14 protein-coding genes and 2 pseudogenes are annotated in these 19135 nt (G+C 36.7%); 14 read left to right on the top strand and 2 right to left on the bottom strand.

Going from position 1 to position 19135, the window contains the following annotated elements; translation table 11 throughout:
• Positions 1–165 precede the first annotated feature (165 nt).
• The 10 genes and pseudogenes from JCM6256_RS02205 to JCM6256_RS09450 all read left to right on the top strand — a co-directional run bounded on the left by JCM6256_RS02205 (position 166) and on the right by JCM6256_RS09450 (position 13042).
• Positions 166–1251 carry an ABC transporter ATP-binding protein gene (locus JCM6256_RS02205; RefSeq protein ID WP_025080200.1) on the top strand — a complete coding sequence of 362 codons (1086 nt, stop codon included), beginning with the start codon at positions 166–168 and terminating at the stop codon, positions 1249–1251.
• Positions 1251–2117 (top strand): carbohydrate ABC transporter permease, encoded by an 867-nt coding sequence (locus tag JCM6256_RS02200; protein WP_025080199.1) that lies wholly within the window; start codon positions 1251–1253, stop codon positions 2115–2117. The genes JCM6256_RS02205 and JCM6256_RS02200 overlap by 1 nt, the downstream gene beginning before the upstream one ends.
• 3 nt (positions 2118–2120) lie before the next feature.
• Entirely contained in the window at positions 2121–2945 is an 825-nt protein-coding gene (locus JCM6256_RS02195; protein ID WP_025080198.1) for a carbohydrate ABC transporter permease, read from the top strand.
• Positions 2929–4230, top strand: a complete 1302-nt coding sequence (locus tag JCM6256_RS02190) for an MBL fold metallo-hydrolase (RefSeq protein WP_025080197.1) — start codon at positions 2929–2931, stop codon at positions 4228–4230. Before JCM6256_RS02195 ends, JCM6256_RS02190 begins: the two co-directional genes overlap by 17 nt.
• A gap of 51 nt (positions 4231–4281) precedes the next feature.
• The gene (locus JCM6256_RS02185) at positions 4282–5580 is read left to right on the top strand and encodes an extracellular solute-binding protein (RefSeq protein ID WP_025080196.1); all 1299 of its coding nucleotides are present in this window, start codon (positions 4282–4284) and stop codon (positions 5578–5580) included.
• Positions 5581–5702: 122 nt separating this feature from the next.
• Entirely contained in the window at positions 5703–6620 is a 918-nt protein-coding gene (locus JCM6256_RS02180; protein ID WP_025080195.1) for a magnesium transporter CorA family protein, read from the top strand.
• Between the two features lie 12 nt (positions 6621–6632).
• Positions 6633–7556: a serine hydrolase gene (locus JCM6256_RS02175; RefSeq protein WP_025080194.1), complete on the top strand. Its 924-nt coding sequence runs from the start codon at positions 6633–6635 to the stop codon at positions 7554–7556.
• Between the two features lie 134 nt (positions 7557–7690).
• Positions 7691–8251, top strand: coding sequence for a TetR/AcrR family transcriptional regulator (locus JCM6256_RS02170; protein ID WP_025080193.1), 561 nt, complete (start codon positions 7691–7693; stop codon positions 8249–8251).
• Between the two features lie 26 nt (positions 8252–8277).
• Complete coding sequence (locus tag JCM6256_RS02165; protein ID WP_025080192.1) at positions 8278–11907, top strand: MMPL family transporter; 3630 nt, start codon at positions 8278–8280, stop codon at positions 11905–11907.
• 105 nt (positions 11908–12012) lie between these two features.
• Positions 12013–13042, top strand: a pseudogene (locus tag JCM6256_RS09450) (zinc ribbon domain-containing protein).
• Positions 13043–13094: 52 nt separating this feature from the next.
• Here the strand turns inward: JCM6256_RS09450 and JCM6256_RS09445 are convergent.
• Positions 13095–14475: pseudogene (locus JCM6256_RS09445) on the bottom strand (NAD-dependent succinate-semialdehyde dehydrogenase).
• Between the two features lie 190 nt (positions 14476–14665).
• Here JCM6256_RS09445 and JCM6256_RS02150 point away from each other — a divergent pair.
• Positions 14666–15169, top strand: coding sequence for a nucleoside 2-deoxyribosyltransferase (locus tag JCM6256_RS02150; RefSeq protein ID WP_025080191.1), 504 nt, complete (start codon positions 14666–14668; stop codon positions 15167–15169).
• Between the two features lie 44 nt (positions 15170–15213).
• Here JCM6256_RS02150 and JCM6256_RS02145 read toward each other — a convergent pair whose 3' ends face one another.
• The gene (locus JCM6256_RS02145; protein ID WP_025080190.1) at positions 15214–16008 is read right to left on the bottom strand and encodes an alpha/beta hydrolase; all 795 of its coding nucleotides are present in this window, start codon (positions 16006–16008) and stop codon (positions 15214–15216) included.
• A gap of 157 nt (positions 16009–16165) precedes the next feature.
• On the opposite strand from JCM6256_RS02145, the gene JCM6256_RS02140 reads away from it, so the two are divergent.
• From JCM6256_RS02140 to serS, 3 genes are all read left to right on the top strand, one after another.
• Complete coding sequence (locus JCM6256_RS02140) at positions 16166–16771, top strand: TVP38/TMEM64 family protein (protein ID WP_025080189.1); 606 nt, start codon at positions 16166–16168, stop codon at positions 16769–16771.
• Positions 16771–17322: a GNAT family N-acetyltransferase gene (locus JCM6256_RS02135; RefSeq protein ID WP_025080188.1), complete on the top strand. Its 552-nt coding sequence runs from the start codon at positions 16771–16773 to the stop codon at positions 17320–17322. The genes JCM6256_RS02140 and JCM6256_RS02135 overlap by 1 nt, the downstream gene beginning before the upstream one ends.
• Positions 17323–17540: 218 nt before the next feature.
• Positions 17541–18848, top strand: a complete 1308-nt coding sequence (serS, locus tag JCM6256_RS02130) for a serine--tRNA ligase (RefSeq protein WP_025080187.1) — start codon at positions 17541–17543, stop codon at positions 18846–18848.
• Positions 18849–19135 lie beyond the last annotated feature (287 nt).

Raw genomic sequence — 19135 nt, 5'->3', positions numbered from 1 at the left:
TTAAGAAAATAACTAATAAATAAGAAAAAACTATTAAAAATTTTGATTAAGAATTCGAAAACTACGAATTTTTTACTCAGAATTATTTGTGATTTTTTCGTTAATATCATAGAATTAATAGAGAAAATTTAGAAATTTTATCAAGATATTGTGGTGTATAAATCTATGAATGACGAAAAGTTTGTCGAAGTTAAAAATTTAAAGAAGGTATATGACAATGGTCATGAAGCTATCAAGAATGTTAGCTTTTCCGTAAAAAAGGGTGACCTTGTCTGCTTACTCGGACCTTCAGGATGTGGAAAAACTACTATTTTAAACATGCTTGCTGGCTTGCTTAATCCAACAAGCGGCGACATTTTATTTGATGGCAAATCTGTGGTAAATACTGAACCTAAGGACCGTCAAATTGGTTACGTTTTCCAAAACTATGCATTGTATCCACATATGACGGTTTTGCAAAACGTAATGTTTCCATTGACTGTTGGAAAGCACAAGATTGCCAAGGATAAGGCGAAGGCGATTGCTGAAAAGTACATGAAGACTACGCAAATCATGGAATTGGCTGATCAAAAGCCAGGTCAATTATCTGGTGGTCAACAACAACGTGTAGCTATCGCTCGTGCTTTGGTTCAGCAACCTAAGATTTTGCTTATGGATGAACCATTAAGTAACTTGGATGCACGTCTTCGTTTAAAGATTCGTGAAGAAATCCGTTCATTGGTTAAAGAAGTGGGTATTACGACTTTATTTGTTACTCACGATCAAGAAGAAGCTTTATCAATCGGTGATAAGATTATCCTCTTCAATAATGGTGTGATTCAACAAGATGATCTTGGTCAAAACTTCTACCTTGAACCAAATAACTATTTTGTTGCCAACTTTGTCGGTAATCCGGTAATTGATAACTTTAAAGTTAAAGTTGCTGACGGCAAGATTAAGGCTTCAGACTTTGAAATTAGTGTTAGTGATTTGGACCAAAATCGTTTCAAGCGTGAATTAAAAGATGGCGAATATGTATTGTCTGTTCGTCCAGAAAATATTTTGCCAAATGAAGATGGACACGTTTCCGCTCACGTTGATGATGTGGAATTAATTGGTCGTGAAAGAATTTTGAAGTTTACCCATGATGGCGTTCAAGCTCGTTCATTGGTTAACTTAGAAACTCCAATTAAGCCTAATGATGATATTAAACTTAAGATGCGTCTTGATCGCGTATTTATCTTCACTCCGGAAGGAGAGCGTGTTTACTAATGAAGACTAATCAAAAGAAAGCCTGGCTCTTTTTAGCGCCAACCATTATCTTTGTTTCTTTCTTTAGTATTTGGCCAATTATTCGTGCCTTTATCATGAGTTTTCAAAGTGGTTCTTTGATTAATCTTTCATGGTCAGGTTTTAGCAACTATCAATATATATTTAAAGATCCAGAATTTTGGCTCGCTATTAGAAACACGATTTTGTATGCATTGATTTCAGTGCCTGTAGCATTAGCAATTTCAATCATGCTTGCGTGGTTTATTTTCAGTAAAGTTAAAAATAAAGCTTTATTTGAAACTACATTCTTTATGCCATACGTAACAAGTACGATTGCGATCGGTATCGTATTCCGTTATATCTTTAACGGTGAATACGGTATGCTTAATTTCATTTTAAGAGCAATGCATTTGCCTGCCCCTAACTGGATTGATGATCCAGCGATGTCACTTACAACAATTATTATCTTTGGGGTATGGACAAGCTTGGCATTTAACATTGTTATTTTGATGGGTGCGCTTAGAAATATCGATCCTAATTACTACACAATTGCTGATATGTACGGCGCTACAGGAACAGAAAAGTTTTGGCGAATCACTATGCCGCAACTTGTACCAACCATCGCTTTCTTGCTTACAATGAATATCATTGCTGCCTTCAAGATTTATACTTCTGTATATGCTTTGTTCAATGGTCAAGCCGGAGTCGGAAACTCTGCAACAACAGCAGTGTTCTACATTTATAACAAATTCCAAATTGTAGGAACTCCTGGTGTGGCTATGGCTGCGACAGTTGTATTGTTTATCATCATTTTGTTTGTAACTTTCTTGCAACGCAAGATGATGAAGAAGATTGGAGGACGGTAAAAAATGAAGAAAATTCGATGGGGCACATTAATTGCTTATGTAATCTTGGTGATTTTCGCAATTATTACCATCTTCCCATTCGTTTACATGATTTTGGGTGGACTTATGACTTTCCAAGAAACGACTAAGATCCCACCAACTTTAATTCCTAAAAATCCACAATGGGGCAACTTTTCAAGAGTCTTTGCACAAGCACCGTTTGCTCGGTACTTTTTAAACACATTTATCACTGCAAGCGTAACAACTATTGTTAGTTTGTTTAACGCGTTGCTTGGTGCGTTTGCAATGGTTAATTTAAAGTTTAAAGGCAAAGGAATTATTCAAGGAATTTTACTTTCATTGTTGATGGTTCCTGGTGAAGCAATTATCTTTACAAACTACAACACTATTGCTAGATTAGGTTTACTTAATACATACATTGGTTTGGTATTGCCTTTCTTAACTTCAATTTTCTACATGTACTATCTTCAAAGCTACTTTGGCTCAATTTCAGAAACAATTTATAAAGCAGCCAAAATTAATGGAGCTAGCGACTGGGAATATATTTGGCGTATTTTGGTACCAATGTCAAAAGGTGGATTATTCACTGTAGGACTTCTTAGCTTTATTTCTGGTTGGAATTCATTCTTATGGCCATTATTGGTAACCAACGAAGATAGCATGAGATTGTTGAACAATGGTTTGACAGCATTTGCATCTGATGCTGGTAGTGAAACAGAATTACAGCTTGCGGCTGCAACGTTGACTGTTTTACCAATTTTGATTTTGTACTTCATTTTTAGAAAACAAATTATTCGAGGAGTAGTTCGCAATGACCTTAAAGGATAAAACAACCGTAACTTTTTATAACGGCTTGACCACTATTGGCGGTCCGATGATTGAAGTAGCCTATAATAAGTCACATATTTTGTTTGACTTAGGTGAAGTTTATCGTCCAGAACTTGGTTTAAGCATGGATGATGAAGACTATGATACTTTAATCAAATATAAGTTGATTGGTGATGTTCCTAATTTTTATGATCCTAAAGTAACAGGAAAAGAAATTGATACTAAGCGCTGGGAACATGCCGCAGCCTTCATTTCCCACCTTCACTTGGATCACAGTAAGGCGTTGAACTTGCTTGCCCCAGAAATTCCGCTTTATGCGGGACCTATTACGGCACATTTGCTTCTTGCTTTAAATGAAAAAGGCGATTTTCTTCTTCCGGCCGCAGGTCACGAAAAAGGTTATACGCGTCCGATTATTTCTGCGGAATACAAAAAGCCGATCCAAGTTGGTGATATTACCATGGAAGTTTGGCCAAGCGATCATGATGCATATGGTGCTACAGGCTTGATCGTTAAAACGCCTGATAAGAAGATTTCTTTTACTGGGGATGTTCGTCTTCATGGTTATCATCCAGATTGGGTTCATGAATTCTTGGCAGCTGCTAAAGGCAGCGATATGTTTATCATTGAAGGGACAGGAGTTTCTTGGCCAGAACGCAAGAATGAAGAACAAAGCGAAGAGTTTACAGGAATTAAAAATGAAGTAGAATTGACAGAAGAGGTTGTGCGTTTGCAAAATGACAACCCTAAACGTCAAATTACTTTTAATACTTATCCAACGAATGTTGAACGTTTGCTCAGAATTATTTCTGATTCACCACGTAAAGTGGTTCTTCATGCTCAAAGAGCGCATTTAATTAAAGAGAGTTTGAATGAGGATTATCCTTACTATTACTTGCCAGGGGAAGGGAAGTTTGCGGATCTAAAGCCGGAGCTAGAAATCGCCTATAGTGACTTGCTTGATGATGATCACAAATACCTTTGGCAAACAGTCGGCGATTGTGATTCCTTACAAAAGGGCGGTTTATATATTCACTCTAATGCTGAACCATTAGGTGATTTTGATCCGGCATATAAGCCTTTTGTAGAAAATTTTGCTAAACATGATATTGAGTTTAAAGCATTGCGCTGTTCAGGACATGCCGATGAAAAAGAACTCAAGCAAATTATTTCAGAGGTTCAGCCAGCTATTTTAGTTCCGGTGCACACATTGCATCCTGAGTTGGAAGAGAACCCATATGGTGAGCGGATTTTACCTAAACGTGGTCAAGTTGTCACGCTTTAGTTGAATCAAAAAATTGTTATTTAGTTTTTATTTTTGGGAGGATATATCCAAATGAAGTTTACTAAGAAACTTGCTATGGCAGCTGTTGCTGGTTTAGCTTTGATTGGAACTGCAGCTTGTTCAAATGGCAGCAATTCTTCTTCAAGTTCTGAGAAGATTCCATCAAAGATTACCAAGAAAACTAATGTTGTTTTCTGGCATGGTATGGTTGGTGTGCAACAATCAACTTTGAAAGAATTGACTAAGGAATTCGAAAAAGAAAATCCTAAGATCACTGTTAAGCTTGAAAACCAAGGCGCATACAATGATTTGCAAGCTAAGATCAATTCTACTTTGCAATCACCAAATAACTTGCCTACTATTACGCAAGCTTACCCAGATTGGCTTTGGAATGCTGCACAAAACAAGATGCTTGTTAACTTGACACCATACATTAACAATAAGAATGTTGGTTGGGGCAGTGCTAAAGCTTCAGACCTTAGAACTGAATTGTTAGACGGTGCTAAGATTAAGGGAACTCAATATGGTATTCCATTTAACAAGTCAATCGAAACTCTTACTTACAACAAGGACATGTTTAAGAAATATGGTATTAAGAAAGTTCCTACTACCATGGATGAACTTAAGCAAGTTTCAGAAACTATTTACAAGAAGAGTAATCATAAGGTTGTTGGTGCCGGCTTTGATTCACTTCCAAACTACTACGTAATTGGTATGAAGAACAACGGCGTTGACTTTACTAACAAGATTAACTTTAGCGGTTCAACTTCAAAGAAAGTTATTAACTACTATGCAGACGGTATTAAGAAGGGTTACTTCAGAGTAGCTGGTTCAGAACACTACTTATCAGGCCCATTTGCTAACGAAAAAGTTGCTATGTTTATCGGAACTTCTGCAGGTGAAGGCTTTGTTAAGCAAGGTGTAGGCGATAAGTTTACTTACGATGTTGCTCCTCGTCCAGGCAAGTACACTATGGAACAAGGTACTGACATTTACATGTTCAATCATGCCACTGCAGAACAAAAGGCAGCAGCATTTAAGTACATTAAGTTCTTAGTATCTAAGTCAAGCCAAATTAAGTGGGCTAACGCTACTGGTTACATTCCTGTAAACAATGCTGCAATTGATTCAGAAGAATACAAGTCAAACAAGGACATTAAGCTTCCTGCTAAACTTGAAGATTCAATGAAGAACTTGTACAGTGTTCCAGTTGCTAAGAACTCAAACGCTGCATTTAGTCAATTGAGCAATATTATGCAAACTATCCTTGCAGCTGCACAAAAGAACCAAAATGTTAATAATGCAATTAATACTGGTAAATCTAAGTTTGATGCTGCTTGGAAGCAATAAAACTAAATATCAATTTAATTAAGCTTTAGAAAAACAGACCTATTAGGTCTGTTTTTTAATGTCCTGAAAATGATAAGATAGTAGAGTGAATATTGAAAATAATTGTGCAGAGGTGAGGCTAGTTGATTAGGCAACAAAATTTCCCCATTGAAACAAAATACAAATGGTATGATATCAGCAACTTAAGTGAACAGGACAGTAATAAATTACAGGATGAGTTTAACTTTACGCCGGATATTATTTCATATATTTCCGACCGTCACGAACGTCCGCACTACGATTATGACGTTCATACGCATAGTCACTTGTTGGTTTATGATGTGCCAATTTGGCCAACTAATTCAATTAAGCACTTTACATCCCACCCAATTACGCTTTTGGTGGTTGGAGAAAATGTTTTTACTTTCCATACAGAATCAACTAGTTATGTCTTTGATGAGTTTAATGATGAACAAATGCGCCATCGTCTTTCTGAGGCTAAAGATGTTACTGAACTTTTGATGATTTTTTTGCTTTATGCATCTCAATACTTCCAGCGGGCAGTAACGCAGCTTGATGTAGAAAGAAATAGTTTGGATCAAAAACTTTCTGATGATATTAACAACAAAGATTTAGTTGAACTTTCTAATATTGAAAAAAGTTTGGTTTATCTTTCTAGTTCTATTCAGACTGATTTAATCATGCTTCATAGTTTGGATCATTCTAAATTAGAATTTACTAAGACTGCGCGTGAACGCTTAGACGATGTTTTAATTGAATCAAACCAGTCTGCAGAAATGATTCAGATTTCTCAACAAGTTACAAAAACTTTGTCTGCTACATCGAACAATATGATGAATAATAACTTGAACGATACTATGCAATTCTTGACGGTTTGGTCATTAGTACTTACAGTTCCTACTATTATGACGGGATTTTATGGAATGAACGTGTCTTTGCCGATGTTGCATAGTTCGTTTGACTGGATTATGGTAACAATTATTACTGTAGCGCTAATGATTTGGCTAGTAATTTTGATGCGAAAGCACCATTTCTTCTAGATTGAGGCTATTATGAAAAATAAAATATTTATTCGTTCTCTTTTTGTAACGATCCTTGCTTTTGTACTTTATACATCTAACATGCACCGTGTTGAAAATTCTGAATTGAAGGTTGTTGAGCCTAAAACAAGTCAAAAGCAAAAGAAGGCACCTATTAAAGAACCTCAAGCTCCTAAAATCACTTCAACTGAATATGCTACAAATGTCACTGTGGAAAAAGGCAGCCAAAAGAAATTAGCTAAGAAGATTCAAAGTGTAATGGGCAAAGATAATACTTATCAGGTTGCCTTTCAAGATTTGAATAATTCATCTAAATATGTGCGTTTGGGCAACAGTAAACGAGTTCAGAATGCTAATGGTACGATGAAGCTTTACTTGCTTTTAGCACTTTATAAAAAAGCTCAAAGTGGGAAAATAGGACGCAAAACTGCAATCAAGATTAAAAAATCTGATCTTGTTAAGGGTGAGCAAATGCTCCAACTTAATATGGCTTATGGTATTGCATATTTGCGTCAAGCAATGATGCGCGGCAATAAAACTGCTGCAAATGCCTTACTTAGAAAAGTTGGTAAAAAATACGTAAATCAAGTTGCTCATGAGTTCGGTGCAGATCAAACTGAAATTGTCGGTAAGTTTTCATCTGATCCTGTTGGGCATACTACGGCCAATGATTTAGATGCCACGCTTAAAGGGCTGTATCAAGGTCGCGTCTTGAAGCGACAACATGCCTACACTGTTTTAGGTACAATGCATGGTCAAAAGAATAAATTGACTAGCAAAATTTCAGGTACTTCTTATGGTATTGGAGATGACAATTCAGCGTTTGCTATTGTTCAAAATCGAGGTCATTCATACTGTATGTCAGTTTGGTGCAATACCGATAAGAATTTTGCCAAGTTGGGTAAAACCATTGAAACATGGGTAAATAAACATTAATTAGGAAAATAAGATTATGTAAGCGCATAATCTTATTTTTTTGCATTTATTTTTGCTAATTTACACTTTGTAGATTGTAATCTTCATTCTGTAGTGATATATTATTATCATGCTATGAAAAGGGAGGGATGCAAATGGCACAAAAAAGAACTCTTGATTTAAACAAGGTAATCGATAAAGCCATTGAATTAATTAGTGAAAAAGGTTTGTCTGAAACAACAATGCCTAATTTGGCTAAAGCTTTAGGCGTTCGTTCACAATCGCTTTATCATTATGTTTCGGGTCGCAAGCAGCTTCTTTCTTTAGTTGGTGCAAGCCGGATCAAGGTTTTGCATGGCAAGTTGGTTGATAGTTTGATGGGGCTTTCCGGTCAGGATGCTTTATTGACCTTTGCAGATGTGACACGGAACTTTGTTTTAAATGATGCTACATTGTCCAGTATTCTTTATCACTTGAATGAATACACTAAAGATGATGCCATTAATCAAGAGATATCCAACATTTTTGCTTTGGGCGAAAAGTTGAATTTAAAGAAAAATGATGCCATTTCATCTCATGCCTTAGTAGGCGCTGTTTTAGGCTATGTTTTCTTAGATAAATCAACTGCTTTTGCATCAGAAAGCAAAAATGAAGCTAATGAAAATTATCATAAAATGATTTTGCGCTTAGTTAGACCAGTAGCTGTTCTGCAGTAAGAGTAAGGATTAGGAGGAAAGTTGAAGTGCAAAAGTTTTTAAAAAACCATGTTTTCTCACTGATCGCATGGATTTTAATTTTGCTCATCTCAGTTATTGCTTTACCGAATGTTAGCCAATTAACTAGTGAACACTCAACGATTTCACTACCAAGCAACGTCCAGAGTGAAGTTGCTCAAACGATCCAAAATGATTGGGGTAAAAAGAAAAAGAATACCTATGAAGTTGCGATCGTTTTTAATAAGGAACACGGTAAGTTAACTGATGCTGATAAGGCTGCGATTAATAACACAGTCGACAAATTCCAAAATAATAAGAGTAAATATGGAATTACTGATGTTTTGGCACCAGATTCCAATGTTGCAACGCGTAAGAAGCTTCAATCAAAAGATGGCACAACGTGGTTAATGCAATTAAACATTTCTAAGAAGGACGGAAATGAAGATCGTCGTATTGGGGATGTTGAAACGCAAATCCGTAATGCTGCTAAAACGCAAGGCGTTCGTACTTATGTAACTGGTGCGGATATTTTGCAAAATGCCTTCTCACAATCTATTCAAGAAGGTATTAAGAAGACAGAAGCAATTACTGTTGTCTTCATCTTTATTGTATTGATTATTGTGTTTAGATCACCAATTGTTCCACTTATTTCATTGCTTACAGTTGGTGTGTCATTCTTGACATCATTCTCAATCGTTACAAACTTAGTTCAACATGCGAACTTCCCATTCTCAAACTTTACTCAGGTATTTATGGTTATCGTTCTATTTGGTATCGGAACGGACTACAACATCCTGCTGTATGACAAGTTTAAAGAGAATCTGGGGAAAGGAATGGATAAATATAAGGCCATGCATGATGCATTGCGTAATGCTGGTAAGACCATTCTTTACTCAGGTTCATCAATCTTAATCGGATTTACTGCATTAAGTTTAGCTAAGTTCTCTGTTTACCAATCAGCCGTTGGTGTTGCTGTTGGTGTTGCCACCTTGTTAGTTGTTCTTTTGACTTTGAACCCATTCTTTATGGCTGTTCTTGGTAAGAAGATGTTTTGGCCAGTTAAGGAATTTAACGGCGAAAGCGAAAACAAGTTATGGCATGGTATTTCATCAAGTACTTTAAAGCATCCAATTATTTATTTGGTTGTTTTAGCAGTTGTAGTGATTCCATTCATGTTAATGTACAATGGAAAACTTAACTATGATGATACTGATGAAATTGCTGATAGCGTTCCAGCTAAACAAGGTCTTCTTGTGGTTCAAAAGCACTTCTCTGAAGGTATGGCTGAACCATCATACTTATACATTAAGAGTAATCACCGTTTAGATAACGAAAAGAATTTGAAGTTGATTGATCAATTAACCAAGCAACTTCAAGCATCTAAGGATGTTTCATTTGCTACTTCTGTAACTCAACCTTACGGTGAACCTATTGATCAACTTTACGTAAACAACCAATTAGGTACAGTTAACGATGGTGTTGATCAAGTTCGTTCAGGTTTAGGTAAATTGAGCAAGGGTAGTCAAAAGGCTACAACTGGTGCTCAACAATTGCAAAGTGGTGCTGAACAGCTTCAAGATGGAACTGGCAGATTGCAAAGCGGTGCTGACCAATTACAAAGCGGAACTGTAAGATTACAAGCTGGTGCGGGCCGTCTTCAAAGTGGTGCTCAACGTTTGCAAGCTGGTGCTAACCAACTTCAAAATGGTACAGGAACTTTGGTAAGTGGCGTTAACCGTCTTCAAACAGGTGCTGGTCGTTTAGAAAGTGGAACAAGCTCATTAGTAAGTGGAGCTAATAGATTGCAAAATGGTGCCGGAACTTTAAGAACTGGATCTCAAAGTTTAGCAACTGGTACTCAACAATTGGTTAACGGTTTGAACCAATTGAACAATCAATTGTCTACTCAAATGAGTGGTGCTAATAAAGCTCAACTTGCTCAACTTCAAACTGCTTTGCCACAAATTAATAGTGGTATTCAACAATTAAATCAACAAGTTAGTGGTATTGATGTAAATCAATACCAATCAATGCTTGCAAGTTTATCTAAACTTGAAGATAGTATTAAGCAGGCTCAACAATCATCCGCTTCAAAGGCGGCGGCAACATATAAATCAACTTTAGAATCTTCTTTAGCATCAAGTGGTTTATCAGCCGAAGATCAACAAAAGGCTGCCGCAGCAGCAACTAAAGCATTTGAATCTGCAATGGGTTCTGTATCGAACTCATCTTCAGCTTCCATGCCAAGTGTAGATACCAATGCATTACAATCATCTCTTGCACAAATTGGTCAATTAAAGACTGCTGTTAACCAATTAGCTACAGCTTCTAACCAAGCTTTGCCAGGTGCAGCAACTGCTCTTAACCAATTAAGTTCAGGTTTAACTCAAGTTCAATCTGCAGCTCAACAAGGTGTAGCAGGCGCTCAACGCTTGCAGAATGGAGCTAACAGACTTAGTTCAGGTGCTGGCCAACTTTACAATGGTTTAGGCACATTAAGCAACGGTGCAAGTAGCTTAGGCTCAGGTGCGGCTCAACTTAACTCAGGTCTTGGTACTTTAAGTAATGGTGTTGGCCGTCTTAACTCAGGTGCCGGCCAACTTAGCTCAGGCTTAGGTACATTGAGTAACGGTGCCGGTCAACTTAACAGCGGACTTGCTCAAGGCGCTTCAGGTGCAAGTCAATTGGCTAACGGTGTTGGCCAACTTAACTCAGGTGCTGGTCAACTTAGTTCAGGTGCCGGTCGTCTTGCTTCAAGCATGCCTAAGATCACAAATGGTTTAGATGAAGCTAACAACGGTTTAGGCCAAGGTGGAGCATACTTGCAAGGCTTGCAATCTTCAGCAGCTGCTAACACCTTCTACATTCCTAAGGAATTCATCAAGAATGAAATGTTCCAAAAGTCAATTGATGTTTACCTTAGCCCAGATAAGAAGTCAGCAATGTTGATCGTTGTCTTTGATTCAAACCCAAGTGCTACTGAAGCAACTAAGCGTTCACAAGAACTTAGCGCAATGGCTAAGAAGTCACTTCAAGGTACAGCCCTTAAGAATGCCACTGTAGCTATGGGCGGACAAAGTTCTAAGATTGAAGATACTAAGAATGTTGCCAGCGGCGACTTTGTAAGAACTGCTGCTATCATGTTAGTTGGTATCGGAATTGCCTTGATGTTCGTAACTCGTTCACTTCTTCAACCTGTTTACATCTTGGGTACTTTGCTCATTGCATACTTCTGCTCACTTTCAATTAACCAATGGATCGTTAAGGCTGTTCTTGGTAGAGATCTCTTAACTTGGAACACTCCTTTCTTCAGCTTCATCATGCTTATCGCATTAGGTGTTGACTACAGTATCTTCTTAATGACTAGATACAATGAACTTAAGGAAGAAGGACTTTCTACTCCAAGTGAAAGAATCTTAAAGGCATGTGGTATCATCGGTACGGTTGTTATTTCAGCCGCGGTCATCTTAGGTGGTACATTCGCAGCATTGATTCCATCAGGTATTCCAACATTGATCGAAGTTGCTTTGACAGTTATTGTTGGTTTGCTTATCTTAGTATTCATTATGCCGATTACTTTGACTGCAGCTGTTAAGTTAACATACGAAGGTGTTGACTTCAGTTGGGGAAAAAATAAAAAGCATAATTTAAAATAAGATCTTAAGTAATAAATACGAAAATCATGTAGTTTAGTGCTACATGATTTTTTGTTTTCGTAAAATGATATAATTTATTCATAAATAAGTAGAGGGGGGACGTTTATGAATACTTGTCCTAACTGCGGACATAAAGTTGCAGAGCAAGACACGGTCTGTCCAACTTGTGGTTTTAATTTAAAAAAAATATCAGGAAGATTTTTTTGTAAAAGAGGACGCCGATAGTAAGCCTGTGAGTCGCAAGGCTTATCGTAAAGAGAACAAGCAAAGTCAGCCAAGTAATCAAAATAATGTTGTTCAAAAAATGATCACTTGGATTCATACTAATTCAACAATTGTATTCTTATTGGGTGTTTTTCTTTTAATTGTGATGAGTTTTTCACGCTCATTAGGTTGGATTGCTTTCTTAGCATTGCTAGTTTGGCTGTTTATTGTATGTGACCGTGCGGATAAAATTGAGCGTTATACAGCCGATCAACGCTTAACTGAACAGATTAATCAAACAGGATCGCATTTGTTTAATTCGGTTGAGGAAAATAGTCAAAAGTTTCGTTCGCAAAGCAAAAAATTTCAAGAATCTCATCCCAAGGTGGAAGATCGTGTTGAAAAGGTTAAAGAAGTTAAAACACGCAGATTTAGCTATATTCAACTTTCGGTAGTCTTGACTGCTTTTATTAGTTTGGTTGTTTTGTTTTCTGGGTCGGGAGCGGCAGTTGCTGGTAGCTTTTATTCAGAAAAGATGTCAATCTCGAAGGTTTTATTAAGCCTAGCTGGTCGACTGATTTCATCTGGCCAAACGGTAGTATATGCATTGATATTTTATCTTGTTTGGCTTCTCTTAATCGTATTTCCAATTGTTATTATTTATAACGTCTTCAAGAATACTAAAAAGAGCCAGTGGATTTCATTTATTTTTTCATTAATTGAAACAATATTTTTAATTTATATTGTTTTCAAAATGTCCAGTACCGTTCGTGCGAATACAGGAATCTTTAAGCAATTAACCAGTCAGTTGATTACTTATGCAGTGTCAGTTGGTGCTTCAACATATTTCCTTATTTTAGCAAGCGTTATGACAACGGGGCTTTCAGGATATAATTTATTCAACAAGAATCATCGTTTTGATGAGAAGTAAAAAGAAAGAGATCATTATTTTGATCTCTTTCTTTTCATATATGTATATATTATTATTCATTATTTTTAGTAACGTCGATTACTAAATGCTGATTTACAAATGCCATGAGCCAAGTTGCTTAATTCACGGCCGTAGCCAGATTTCTTAACGCCACCAAATGGCAATTCACCAGAAGTAATCCAGCGACCATTGATAACAGTCATTCCCGTTTCAATTCGCGCAGCTACGTCTTGCGCATGTGTGATATCACTGCTAATTACAGATGAACCTAGGCCATAACTTGAATTATTAGCGAGTGCGATTGCTTCGTCTTCATCTTCAACACAGAATACTTCGGCAACAGGACCAAACATTTCGGTATCAAAAATAGGATTCTTTTCATCAATATCAGTTAAAATTGTAGGTCTAAAGAAGGCACCTTTTGAATCGATTTCTGGATATTGATAAAAGATCTTGGCTCCACCATCGACACCCTTTTGAACTTGTGCTTCTAACTTTTCTTTGGCTCTTTCTGAATTCATTGGAGGCAAGGTAGTGTCGGATTCAAGGGGATCGCCAGCTTTTAAATTTGAAAAAGTATTTTTAAGATCATCAAGAACTTCAGTATAGCGTGATTTAACAACAATAATTCGTTTAGATGAGGTACATACTTGACCGTCATTGTAAGTTCTTGCATCGTTTAAGACGTTGCGCAAAACTTGTGGATCGGCATCATCCAATACGATGAAAGCATCATTACCGCCAAGTTCCATGGTTGATTTCTTTAAATTCTTGCCAGCTTCTTCGGCGACAGCCATACCACCACGTTCAGAACCGGTTAAAGCAACGCCTTGAATGCGTGGATCTTGAATAATAGTAGCAAGTTGGTCGTAGCTTGGATAAAGATTGATTAAACTTCCTTCTGGTGCTCCAGATCTTCTGATAATTTTGTCAGCCAAGGCTGCAGATTCGGGAACATTATGAGCATGCTTTAAGATGATAGGGTTGCCAACGATGAAATTAGGAGCGAAGACGCGGATTACTTGATAAAGTGGAAAGTTCCAAGGCTCACATGCTAAAACAACTCCTGTAGCTTGTTTGAGGTAATATGCGTTGCCTAAATCTGATTCAAGAGGCTCAGGCTTTAATAACTCAGGTCCTTTTTCTGCATAATATTCACAGATGTTGGCACAAAGTTCAACTTCTTCTTTTGATTCTTTAAGTAATTTTCCCATTTCAAGGGTCATCATTTTTGCCATTTCATCTTCGTGCTTGCGGAAACCGTCAGCAATTTCGTGAAGTTGTTTGGCTCTAGATTCGGGCGTTTCGTGACGCCATTTTTTATAAAGCGTATGCGCTAAATTGATAGCTTCATCGATTTGTTCTTCAGTAGGATTGTCATAACTTGCGAATTCTTCGTTGTTATATGGATTAATTGATTGATATTTTGACATAATTAACCTCTTTTTTGTTTTTTAATAAATAAGTACTTACCTTTTAAAGAATTGGTCATATCTATTATAAAACGCTTACAAATAATTAGTCTAGCATTAGTCATTCATATTTCATGAAAATTGTAATAGTTATCATGATAGAATGAAGTGTCCAAAAATATATATTAAAAAATTTGGAGGAAAAATAAAAATGTCTACTCAAATTCCCACGGCTAGAATTTATTTAGGCTCACCTTTTTACAGTGATGCCGAGAGAAAACGTAGCGTTAAAGCAAAAGAATTGTTAGCTAAAAATCCTACAGTTGCAAATGTTTTCTTTCCCTTTGATCAAAGTTTTACTGATCCAGAAGAAAAGAATCCAGAAATTGGCGGTATTCGCAGCATGACTTGGCGTGTTGGTACATATCAAAATGATTTGAATGGTATTTCTTTGGCAACGTGCGGCGTCTTTTTGTACGATATGGATATGATTGATGATGGTTCCGCATTTGAAATCGGCTTTATGCGCGCTATGCATAAGCCTGTTGTTTTAGTGCCATTTACTGAAGATCCTAATAAAGAAAAGCAAATGAATTTAATGCTTGCTCAAGGTGTAACAACGATTATTGACGGCAATACCGACTTTGAAAAATTAGCAACGTATGATTTTACTCATATGCCTGCTAATCCCGTTGTTGGTTATAAAATTATTTAGAAAAGAAAAATCCTGAGAAAACTCAGGATTTTTGTTTATATTAATTATTTTTGTCTTTTAATAGTTTGGAATAAAAAGTCTAGAGATTCATCAAGATAATCTTTTCCATAATCCATCGCATGACCGTGACCTTTAATTACTAAAAGTTCGACTTCATGATCATTTTGAGCAAGATATTTAATGAAATCCATGACACTATCTAATGGAGTTAATTCATCAGCTGAATTAATCATCATTAAACTACCGAGATTATTTAACTCATAGTTTTTAGCGTCCATTTTTTTCAAAGTAGCAGGAATGTTGCCACCAGCATAAGTTAGAGCAAAGTACTTATAGAAAGAATTAGCGATTTGATGACTATCAGTATAGCCAAATTCATCAGCCGCTTTATATGATGGTTTTACATCTTCGTGATTTTTCATCCATTTAGAATAATCAATTGGAGCTGACCAGGTAACTGTTGGGAAGCCATATTTTCCAGCAACGTAGATTGCCATTGTACCGCCAACGCTAGCACCGATTTGGACGATGTTTTCTTCATCATTTTCATCAGTATAGTCAGAATCTAGAAGCCATTTTACAAAATTAACTGCATCTTCATGAGCATTAGGGAAAGTACGGTTAGGAGCCAAACTATATTCAGGAATGAAAGTCATGAATCCAGCATTGGCCAAGTTAATCCCTACTGCTTTAACACTTTCTTTGTTTCCACGGAACCAGCCACCACCGTGCCAAAAGATTAAGATTTTAGTATGAGATGAAGTGTCGTTAGGATAGTAAATGTCTGTTGCCAAGTTTTTGTCTTTGTCGTAGATAATATCTTTTTTAATGATTGCCATAGAATCAATCCCCTTTATTAAAGTTATTAACACTCCTATTATAAGTCAGAATAACTTTGCCTAAAGTTTAATTGTCTGTTTAGTTAACGAGTAGTTCTGCACAATGCAACTATTTTTTGTTAAAATTAGAATGCTAATAAAGGAGATGAAACAAACCATGCATTTGTCAGAAAAAACTAGTCGAAAATTGATTAATTATGCGACTATTATCAGTAGTATTATTATCATTTTGCTGGTTATTTACTGGTATCGATTAGGAATCTTTACTGATCAAGAAAAAATGAAGGCGTATTTGGCTAACAAACAAATTATCGGCCCAATAGTTTTTGTCTTGATTCAAATTGTACAAGTAGTAATTCCAATTATACCTGGTGGTGTTTCTCTTCTTGGAGGAGTAATATTCTTTGGTCCAGTTCCGGGATTTATTTATAACTATGTGGGAATTTGTATCGGGTCATTGATTAATTTTTTCCTAGCTCGTTATTATGGTCGAAGCTTTATCTTCCATATTATTTCCGAAGACACGCTTAACAAATATATGAAGTGGACGAAAAATCAAAAGAAATTTAATTGGTTTTTCGCAATTTGTATTTTGGCTCCAGCCGCACCAGATGATGTATTATGCTTATTGGCAGGATTAACAGAAATGAAATTCTGGACTTACTTTTGGATTATCATTTTGTGTAAACCATGGACTATTGCGGCATATAGTTTAGGATTGGTTTATGGATCAAGATGGCTTTTTAACTTAATAGGAAAATAATGCTTACAGGGAAAAGAATATTTTTACGGCGCTTCCGCACTGAGGATGCGCCTATTTTATTAAAATGGGGAAAGAATCCGCGTTATCACAAAATGGCGGGATTTGAACAGCTTACAAATATTGAAGATGCAAAGAGAGCAGCAGGTCAATATGTCCTAAGAAAAGGAAGCTTTGTCATTTGTTTAAAAGAAAATGAACAAGTGATAGGTCTGGTTGAACTTTATGAACGCGGAATGGACGAGCGTAGTGGTCTTCTTAAGACAAAAGAAATTGGCTTTTTGCTGGATCAAGACTTTGAAGGCAATGGTTATATGACTGAAGCTCTAAATTTGATTATTAAGGATGCTTTTGAAAATGAAGAGCAAGTAGAGATTTGGGCAGGAACGTTTGAAAATAATGAACGTTCACAAAAACTGCTTAGCAGATTAGGCTTTAGATATGTATATAATGTTGATTATGGTCAGGTTACCAATCTTTTTTCATTTAAAGAAAAATATTATTTGCTCAAAAAAGAAGAATGGCTTAAAATAGTTTCAAACACGAAATCCTAAGACTACTTCAGAGAGTTCACGGTTGGTGTGAGTGAACGGATGTCGCTTCCAGATTTCAAGAATGTGGGCAATTAATAGTTGCACGGTTTGACGCCGTTATCGTCTATCAATGAGAGCAGCTTTGTAAGCTGAAGATGGGTGGTACCGCGAAACCGTGTAGAGCCGATTCGTCCCAATCGTAGGATGAGTCGGCTCTTTTTGTATGGAGGTTTTATTCGATGCTAGATATTAAAGTGATTCGTGAGAATCTTGATTGGGCTAAAGATAAACTCGCTACTCGTGGGATTAAGCCTGAACAATTAGATGAATTAGTAGAAATTGATGCTAAACGTCGTGAAGCTTTGAATCAAAGTGAACAACTTAAGGCTGAACGTAACGATGTATCAAAGAAGATTGGTGAAGCTAAGCGTAATAAAGAAGATGCTAGCGAAGCCATTAAGTCAATGCGTGAAGTTAGTGCTAAGATCAAGGATTTAGATGGTGAAATTAGAGACTTGACTGAAAAGCAAGAATACATTTTGCTTCGTTTGCCTAACTTCCCTGCAGATTCTGATCCAATTGGTCCAGATGATAGTTATAACGAAGAAGTTCGTAAGTGGAATGAACCAACTAAGTTTGACTTTAAGCCAAAAGCCCACTGGGACATTGGTACTGATCTTGATATCTTGGATTGGGATCGCGCATCTAAAGTTTCAGCTGCACGTTTTGTTTACTACAAGGGTGCAGGTGCGCTTTTAGAACGTGCGGTATTTAACTTCTTCTTAGATGAAAATACTAAAGAAGGCTATACCGAAATTATTCCACCATATTTGGTAAACGACGCTTCAATGCAAGGCACAGGTCAATTCCCTAAGTTCCACGAAGACGTTTATACTATTGTTGATAATGACGATCCAGATAAGCCTCGTGATTTGACTTTGATTCCAACTGCCGAAGTTCCTTTGGTAAACTACTTCCGTGATGAAATTATTCACGGCGACAAGTTGCCAATCAATGTAACTGCTATGTCACCAGCATTTAGAAGTGAAGCTGGTTCTGCTGGTCGTGATACTCGTGGTTTGATCAGAATGCACGAATTTAGAAAAGTCGAAATGGTTAAGGTATGTAAGCCTGAAGATTCATGGGATCAACTTGAAAAGTTAACTCATAATGCTGAACATTTGCTTCAAAAGTTAGGTTTGCCATACCATGTCGTTGCACTTTCAACTGGGGATGCCAGCTTTACTAGTGCTAAGACTTATGACCTTGAAGTTTGGATGCCAGCTCAAGATAAGTATCGTGAAATCTCAAGTTGTTCAAACTGTACTGATTTCCAAGCTCGTCGTGCTCAAATTCGTTACCGTGATGAAAACGGCAAGCTTCATTTAGCACACACATTGAATGGTTCAGGTTTAGCTGTGGGTCGTTGTGTAGCTGCAATTTTGGAAAACTACCAAAACGAAGATGGCTCAGTAACTGTTCCTGATGCTTTAGTACCATACATGAACGGTATGAAGAAGATTACTAAGCAACCAAGCTTAATTTAAGGTAAAATTTAATTGATAGGATTTACTCTAGGGTAGTGAGTAGATCCTATTTTTTTGCTTAAAAATAAGGCTTTTGAAATAAATAAAATTTTTCAAAAAAGTTTTTAGGCGTAAAGTTCGTGTATAACGAATTATAGAAGTGCTTTATTTTAATATACTTAATAAAACGTACTGTTTTATAGAGCATATTGCTTGACAAAATAGAAATAAGGGATGAAAAAACGAACAAAAAGCAGATTTGACGAAATAAGGAAGTGCGAGTAATATATTTAACTGTCGTCGGGTGG

Origin of the sequence: Lactobacillus hamsteri DSM 5661 = JCM 6256 (assembly GCF_000615445.1) — a bacterium.
Classification (GTDB): Bacteria; Bacillota; Bacilli; order Lactobacillales; family Lactobacillaceae; genus Lactobacillus; species Lactobacillus hamsteri.
Note: the sequence above shows the minus strand (reverse complement) of the source record. Positions and strands in the feature narration are given on the sequence as shown.